This window comes from Bacteroidales bacterium (assembly GCA_013141385.1).
Classification (GTDB): domain Bacteria; phylum Bacteroidota; class Bacteroidia; order Bacteroidales; family Tenuifilaceae; genus UBA8529.
The window spans coordinates 519454-527297 of the sequence record JABFRB010000002.1; the positions used below are offsets into that span (position 1 = coordinate 519454).

Below are 7844 nucleotides of genomic sequence, written 5' to 3' on the forward strand. Positions count from 1 at the left end.
AATTTTAATGTTTAAAGTGTCTAATTCCGGTGGATACCATTGCCATATTATGATTGTTACAATAGTCAATACTATCCTGATCTTTAATTGATCCTCCAGGCTGAATAACTGCTGTAACACCAACTTTATCGGCAATTTCTACACAATCAGGGAATGGAAAGAACGCATCGGAGGCCATCACAGAGCCTTTAAGGTCGAATCCAAATCCTTTTGCCTTCTCAATTGCATGCTTAAGCGCATCAACTCTCGAAGTTTGCCCAACACCGCTTGCAATAAGCTGATTATTTTTTGCCAGCACAATAGTGTTTGATTTTGAATGCTTTACTATTTTGTTTGCAAAGATAAGATCATCAATCTCACTCTTAGTAGGTGTCTTAATTGTTATCGGTTTCATGTCCTTTTCGGTTTCCATACTCGAATCCCGCTCCTGAACTAATGTACCCGATAGTAATGATCTAAACTGATATTGTGGTAAGGAAATATTCTTTGATAGTAGAATTATTCGATTTTTCTTGCTGGTTAAAATCGAAAGAGCTTCGCATTGATAACCCGGAGCAATTATAACCTCGAAGAAAAGGGTGTTCATTGCATTGGCAGTTTCCAAATCTATCATCTTGTTAACAACGATAACACCTCCGTATGCTGAAATGGGATCGCCAGCTAAAGCATCTTGCCATGCTTGTAACAGGTTATTCCTCGTTGCTAAGCCGCAAGCATTATTATGCTTAAGTATTGCTACGGTTGGTTCTTCAAACTCAGCAATCAGGTTAATAGCGGCATCTATATCAAGTAGGTTATTGTATGATATCTCTTTACCGTGAAGTTGTTCAAAGAGATCATCGAATGAACCGTAGAAAACTCCTTTTTGATGTGGATTTTCCCCGTATCGAAGACTCTTAACCCCCTGAATGCTTTGCTTGAATGCAGGTTTGGGGAAATCTCCGCTAAAATGGTTGAATATGGCTACATCGTAATTTGAGGTGATATTAAATGCCTCAGTAGCAAATTTTCTTCTATCCTCAATATTGGTTGACCCATTTCTGGTTTCCAGAATTTCAAGTAGTTCATCGTACTGATTTCTAGATGCTATAATGAGCACGTCCTTAAAATTCTTAGCGGCAGCCCTTATAAGGCTTACTCCTCCAATGTCAATTTTCTCTATAATTTCAGGTTCGCTTGCTCCAGAGGCAACCGTCTCTTCAAAAGGGTAAAGATCAACAATAACAAGATCAATCTCAGGAATCTGATATTCTTGCAATTGAAATAGATCATTTTCATTTTTGCGGCGAGCAAGGATTCCTCCAAAAATTTTGGGATGTAAAGTTTTTACTCTCCCCCCAAGTATTGATGGATAATTGGTTAACTCTTCAACAGAGGTGGCATTAACACCACAATCCTTTATAAAACTCAGAGTACCCCCAGTTGAATAAATTTGTATGTTGAGTTTTTTAAGCTCGTGCACAATTTTGTCGAGATTTTCCTTGTAAAAAACCGAGATTAGTGCAGTTCTTATCTGTTTCAACTCATTCATAATAATACTAACTATTCAATATTTTTTTCTTCAAAATACGATTTTAATACCCGGCTGTAAAATTGGCTAAAAGCTTCGAATTAATCATTAAACAAAGAGGTTAAATTATAAAAAATTGTAAAATATTTTAAACAGGGGTATTCCATTTTTAAAAAAGTGTTTGCAATTTATTCAATAATGATGGATAACAAACCTCAAATACAAATTTTGTTCAACCCATTTTGTTCAATTTCTGCTGATTGAATCTCTAAATTTAGACTTTGAACATAAGTATAAGATGGTTCAAAAATAAGAAATGTTAATTTCCCTTCACAGTATTTAACTAAAACACAGACTTTAGATTCTATCTTTTTATTACTTTTGAAACCTATAGCCAATCCAAAATTACATATCCGAAAAGGTGATGAAAAAATCCTTTAAACCAATTATTATCCTCATTAAGGTTGCACGTGAGAGTATGCAGTTTGCATACCATGCAATATCGGTTAATAAGCTCCGTACCTTTTTGTCGTTATTCGGGATAACGATTGGGATTTTCGCCATTATCTCCGTTTTTACAATTCTTGATAGTTTAGAGAAAAATGTTCGTGAAAGCATTCAATCTATTGGCGACAACGTTGTATATGTTCAAAAATGGCCTTGGGCAATGGGTGGTGATTATCCTTGGTGGAAATATCTTAATAGACCCCAACCAAACTTAAAGGATTTGGAAGAAATTAGAAGGAGGAGTAATTTGGCGAGTTATTCGGTTTTCTGTATTTTTTCACGTAAGCCCATTAAGTACATGAAAAATGAGGCCTCCGAGGGAATGATACAAGGCGTTAGTGATGATTACGATAGAATTAAGGTTTTTGATATTGAAAAGGGACGATATTTCTCATCCTTTGAGATAAATTCTGGTAGAAACGTTGCAATCATTGGATGGGAGTTGGCAAACGACCTGTTTCAAGGAGCAGATCCAATTGGCAAGGAAATTAAAATTTCGGGTCATAAAGCAATGGTAGTTGGGGTATTCAAAAAAGAGGGAAAATCTGCTATTGGAGAAACAGGTCATGATAATATTGCTATTATTCCTGTTCAATTTGCAAATACATTTGTTGATATCGATAGGGCTGGTCCTTATATTATGGTTAAGGCTAAACAGGGTTTTAGTGTTGATGATTTAAAGGATGAGCTGCTAGGTATACTACGTTCATTTCATAGAATAAAACCTGTTGACGAGGAAAATTTTGCATTAAATCAGGTAGATCTTATTAAGCAGGGAATCGATAATATTTTCAGGATGATAAACTTTGCTGGGGGTTTCATTGCTGTGTTTTCGATTATTGTTGGGGGATTTGGTATCGCAAATATTATGTTTGTTTCAGTGAAAGAACGAACAAGCATTATTGGAATCCAAAAGGCTCTTGGAGCAAAAAGATACTTCATACTAATACAATTTCTTTACGAATCAGTACTTCTTGCAGTTGCTGGGGGAGTAATTGGTTTACTGCTAATTTTTATAGGTACAATCATAGTAAATGCTACTACTGACTTTTCAATCACCCTTACTGTGGGTAATATAATAAGAGGCATAGTAATTTCAGGCGGAATTGGCATTATATCTGGATTCGTTCCGGCTTGGATTGCTTCAAGACTTAGCCCTGTTGAAGCGATAAATACTAAAGGGTAAGATTGTGTTGCTGTACTTCTGCGATGCTGTTTTGCGGTGATGCTGTGGGGCTGTGATACAGTGTTACAGTTTACGCCGATCTACTATCTCCCGTCTTCGGACTTCCATCATCCAACTTCTAATTCCAGCCTTCCAGCCAATCCCTTTTCAACCTCATTTGTAAGCTCTACAAATTCTTCCACGCTTAACCTTTCTGGGCGTTGATTGGTAAACTTTGGGCTTAGCTCAATATTAGGAAAAACTGCTCGAATGGAGTTTCGCAGCGTTTTTCGTCTCTGGTTAAATCCGGCTTTTACTACTTTAATGAATAGTGCTTCGTTGCAGTCAAGTTTTTGGGTGCTGTTCCTCACAAGCCTTATTACTGCGGATTTTACTTTTGGTGGAGGGGTGAAAACCCCTTCGTTTACGGTGAATAGGTATTTAATATCGTAGTATGCCTGAAGTAGAACGCTAAGAATTCCATACGTTTTAGTCCCGGGTTTTTCGCTTATGCGTTGTGCAACCTCCTTTTGAATCATACATACAACCTCATTTACCATTTCTCGATTCTCCAGTATCTTAAAGAATATCTGAGAAGAGATATTGTATGGCAAGTTCCCTATTATTGCAAGGTTTCCGTTGAATTTATCGGGGAGATTAATCTCATTAAAATCACCATGAATCAGGTTTGGGGTAAGCGCAGGGATTGTGAGATTAAGGTATTCAACCGATTCATCATCAACCTCGGAGGCAAAAAACCTTTCGTTGAATTTGGCAATAAGTTCAACGGTTAGTACGCCCATGCCAGGGCCAATCTCAAGAACGAAATCGGATTTTTCGGCCGTTAAACTTTCAACAATTTTTGATGCAACCCTTTTATCGTTAAGGAAATGCTGACCAAGTTTCTTTTTGGGACGTACTGCTGGCATTTTGTTTTGTTTGATGCAAAGGTGGGATTTTTCTGGATTGGATGCAATTAAACTGAGGCTGTCTAAAAAGTTGAAATAAGTTCACGCAAAGCCACAAAGAAAAAACGCTAAGATCGCAAAGTGTTGAAATAACGAATAATACACTTTGCGAACTTAGCGAAAACTTGGCGTTCTTTTCGTGAACTCTTCTTTTCAGACAGCCTCTACTTACACCTCTTGCTGCAGAGCAGCCAAATATTTGTAGAAAGAGAGGTTGAAAAATCATTCTAGGTGCAGAGCACCGAAATATTAATACCCCAATTCATGTTCAAAGAAGATATTACGGTGCTCTGCACCTAGAATTCTGTGGTGGTGATTAGTTCTACAAATATTGAGGTGCTCTGCACCTATTTGATGCTACCAATGGGAGTTTTTCGGTTGCCAGAAACTCAGGCAAGTAAAAAACAGCTGTTGAAACCTTGCCCTAAGTTTTAGAAGCAAAAAAACGGTTGTTTTTCGGTTGCCAGAAACTCAAGCAAGCAAAAAACAGCTGTTGAAGCCATGCCTTGAGTTTTGGGAGCATTTAAAACTTTAAGAACTCCAAATGCCTCATCATCCCAAATGAAATAACTAACTATTGGCTGTAGTTAATTACTCTATTGTAATCTTAAATGTAGAATTCCTTACAACTGAAAATCCTTCTGTATTTGAAGGGAATGAAGTTATTGGACCAAAATTAATATTATCTTCCATTTTCCATGTTTTACCCCCGTCATAAGTGAAGTATATAGCATTCGTCCAAGTACCCCAATCACCACCAGTATAATGACCTTTCCCAATGGCGATTCCATTATTTTCATCTGCAAAATGTATATAGTACATTTCAATGGGTGAGTTTTTTAATACTACCCAAGACATACCACCATCTACCGTTTTCACAATTTCTTTCTGACCACAAGCATATCCTGTTTTTTTATTAATAAAACAAAAGTCATAAATATTACCATCCGAATTATTATTTGTTTTTGTCCATGAATTACCTTGATTAATAGTTTTAAATATATTTCCGAACAACCCTGCAGCAAATCCAATTTGAGAATCAATAAATAATATTTTGTTCATTAATCCTTTATATTCAAATTCGAATTGTTCCCAAGTTTCACCACCATCTATTGTTTTAATCTGAAGTCCCAATCCAATAGCAAAACCAATATTTTCGTCGATAAAAAAGACGGAGTAAAGTTTCGACCATTCGTATGGAATAGTTTTCTTTATCCAAGTATTTCCAGAATTAGACGTTTTATATACAATACTTCCTGGCACGATACAACCATTTCCCCCACATTGTGACTCACCACCTACCGCAAATCCAATACTATTATTAACAAAATAGATTGAATTAATTGGTAAATCAGTAAGACTGTCGATTGACCAATTGGCACCACTATCTATGGTTTTAAAAATTTTCCCTGAATTGGCAGCAAAACCTGTTTCGCTGTCAATAAAATAAACGCAATTAATAATTTCATTCAGGTTCGAGGTAATTTGCTCGTATCTATAGTCAAGTTTCTGTGAGTTATAGTCATTTTTATCACAAGAACAAAACAATGCTAGAGAAGTAACTATTCCGATTATAAATCTGTAATGTTTCATGTTTCTTAATTTAATTGCAGCCAAAGGTTGGTGGTTTTCTACCCTTCCTACTCGTAAGGATTTGCATACGTGAGTTAAAGTTACCAATATATTATCAAATTTGTATTCTGCGTTAGCATGCATTATTGTTCTGTTTGCTGTTAAATACTATTTGTTACTGTACTAGCACGGATTGCAAATCGCGTTAGCAGGGCGATTGTTTCTATTCTCAAAAAACATCAATATGGGGTAAAGTCCCAAGTTTATAATTTTTTGATTTTAACTCTCTAAGCACCTTATCTCTTGAATGTCCAAATTTATCAGATATGTAATGAAAATGAGGTTGCCCATCTCTCCCACTTTCTTCACCCTTTAAACTTTTATGGGTCGTGAAAAAACAATGAAACTCATTCCCTTTATCTAAGAATCTGGATACAATCACATTTCTATTTTTTATTGCATGTTTAAGTTGCCCATCACTTAATGATGTTTCTCCAATTTTATGTATTTCATTATTATCTTCATAAAATAAATTAGGGAATTCTTTTCCTTTTAAGTCATTTGGTAAATGTTCTGATTTATATTCACTAAAAGTAAATCCATAATCAGTGTATGCTTGACAGTAAAATGCCAATAGTTCATATGGTAGAATCCTTTGTTTTGTTAACAGTTTTTTTTGTTCATCTTTTGATTTTGTAGTAAAAAGAGCAATAAAATTTTCAGGCACTTTGGTTTTTCTCACGGTTTCAAACTCCTGCTTCCACTTTTCAAATGTTTCGTCAAACATTTCTTTTTCCCAAGTTTTAAGTGCCATCTTATTTTTTTGAACAATATCAATTTTTTCTTTAAGTGATAGTTTACCCTTTTTCAAAATTTCAACTAACCCATGCGCTTTTGCCTCTCTTTTCACATTAAGCATTAGCATTAAATGAGACTCAAAAAAATATTCAATTGGGTTACAAAATTCTGTATCTTGAACTGAAGACATTATCAATGTCATATCTTCAGAATTGTAAATATCAATTCGTTTCGTCATTATCTTTGTATTCTTTCTTTTACAATATCAATTAATCTTTCCCAAAGTTAACAAAAAAACCAAAACATCAAACAAACTCTTCCATCCCTCAGACCAACCCAAACATTTCCTTACCAAATATTTCCATATCTTAGCAATCAAAACAATTCAGTTTGCGAAGGCCAATTCAAATAGGGTTAAGGGTTGCGATTGCGGTTGCGGCATACGCTTTTATTGCTGTTAAGATTGGCTCATCGGATATTGTAAAGAGCTTGGATGCTTTTACCGATACCTTTTTCACAGGAAATTATTTATGGTTTTTGGTTGTGCTGCTTTTAATGCCTGTGGTTTGGGCTTTGGAGGCGGTTAAGTGGAGGAAAGCGTTATCGCCATTTACAGGTATTTCGTTCCTGAGCAGCTGGCGTTCCGTATGGTACGGTGTGGTTGCGGGACAGCTAACACCTAATCGGATTGGTGAGCCAGTGGGTAGAATTGCACTAATCGATCCCGATGTTCGTGGAAGAGCCGCAGTGGCTGCAATTTGGTGTAGCTTATCGCAAAATGCGATAACAGTACTTTTCGGTTTTATAAGCATTGCATGGTGGGTATTAGCGGTAAAGCAAGCGATATTCACACAAGCCATCTACTTTTGGCTTCTGATTCTAATTGTACTCCTTTGGGTGTTAATTGTACTAGTTGCCATTACAAATGTAGGCAGGATATCATCGCGCATCGAGCGGATTGGCTGGGTGAATAGCGCACTAAAGGGCGAGAGTTTACGGATTGGTTATCAACCCAAAGTATCAATATATATAATTGCCATAAGCGCGTTGCGATACGCTGTTTTCTCATCGCAATATGTTATTCTACTTAAAATATTTGGCACTCATGCCGATGCCATTAATATTTATGCTGCCGTGGGGTTAACATATCTCTTTAGTAGCTTTATTCCATCATTCTCAGCCAGTGAAGTGGGAATTCGTGCAGGCTTTGCAACTTGGTTTGTTGGGATGTTGGGTGGCGATGCTGTTGGAGTTGCTGCCGCATCGCTTCTGCTTTGGTTGCTTAATTTGGGAGTGCCGGTGGTGGTGGGGGCGTGGTTTGGGT

6 protein-coding genes are annotated in these 7844 nt (G+C 36.5%); 2 read left to right on the plus strand and 4 right to left on the minus strand.

The features are described from left to right. Positions 1-4: 4 nt before the first annotated feature. Complete coding sequence (gene purH / locus HOO91_03310) at positions 5-1531, minus strand: bifunctional phosphoribosylaminoimidazolecarboxamide formyltransferase/IMP cyclohydrolase (protein NOU16571.1); 1527 nt, start codon at positions 1529-1531, stop codon at positions 5-7. Between the two features lie 403 nt (positions 1532-1934). Here purH and HOO91_03315 point away from each other — a divergent pair, with 403 nt between their 5' ends. Further along, the gene (locus tag HOO91_03315) at positions 1935-3203 is read left to right on the plus strand and encodes an FtsX-like permease family protein (protein ID NOU16572.1); all 1269 of its coding nucleotides are present in this window, start codon (positions 1935-1937) and stop codon (positions 3201-3203) included. 107 nt (positions 3204-3310) lie between these two features. On the opposite strand, the gene rsmA is transcribed toward HOO91_03315, so the two are convergent. From rsmA to HOO91_03330, 3 genes are all read right to left on the minus strand, one after another. Next, on the minus strand, positions 3311-4111 hold the full coding sequence (rsmA, locus tag HOO91_03320) for a 16S rRNA (adenine(1518)-N(6)/adenine(1519)-N(6))-dimethyltransferase RsmA (protein NOU16573.1): 801 nt from the start codon (positions 4109-4111) through the stop codon (positions 3311-3313). Between the two features lie 630 nt (positions 4112-4741). Then, the gene (locus tag HOO91_03325; GenBank protein NOU16574.1) at positions 4742-5743 is read right to left on the minus strand and encodes a hypothetical protein; all 1002 of its coding nucleotides are present in this window, start codon (positions 5741-5743) and stop codon (positions 4742-4744) included. A 208-nt stretch (positions 5744-5951) separates the two neighbouring features. After that, positions 5952-6632, minus strand: coding sequence for a hypothetical protein (locus tag HOO91_03330; protein NOU16575.1), 681 nt, complete (start codon positions 6630-6632; stop codon positions 5952-5954). Between the two features lie 278 nt (positions 6633-6910). Here HOO91_03330 and HOO91_03335 point away from each other — a divergent pair. After that, positions 6911-7844: hypothetical protein (locus tag HOO91_03335; protein ID NOU16576.1), on the plus strand; the 934-nt coding region annotated here is incomplete at its 3' end.

Coding starts and splice junctions, on each gene's coding strand:
- HOO91_03315 (NOU16572.1), top strand. CDS start 1,935: ATGAAAAAATCCTTTAAACCAATTATTATCCTCATTAAGGTTGCACGT.
- HOO91_03325 (NOU16574.1), bottom strand. CDS start 5,743: ATGAAACATTACAGATTTATAATCGGAATAGTTACTTCTCTAGCATTG.
- rsmA (NOU16573.1), bottom strand. CDS start 4,111: ATGCCAGCAGTACGTCCCAAAAAGAAACTTGGTCAGCATTTCCTTAAC.
- purH (NOU16571.1), bottom strand. CDS start 1,531: ATGAATGAGTTGAAACAGATAAGAACTGCACTAATCTCGGTTTTTTAC.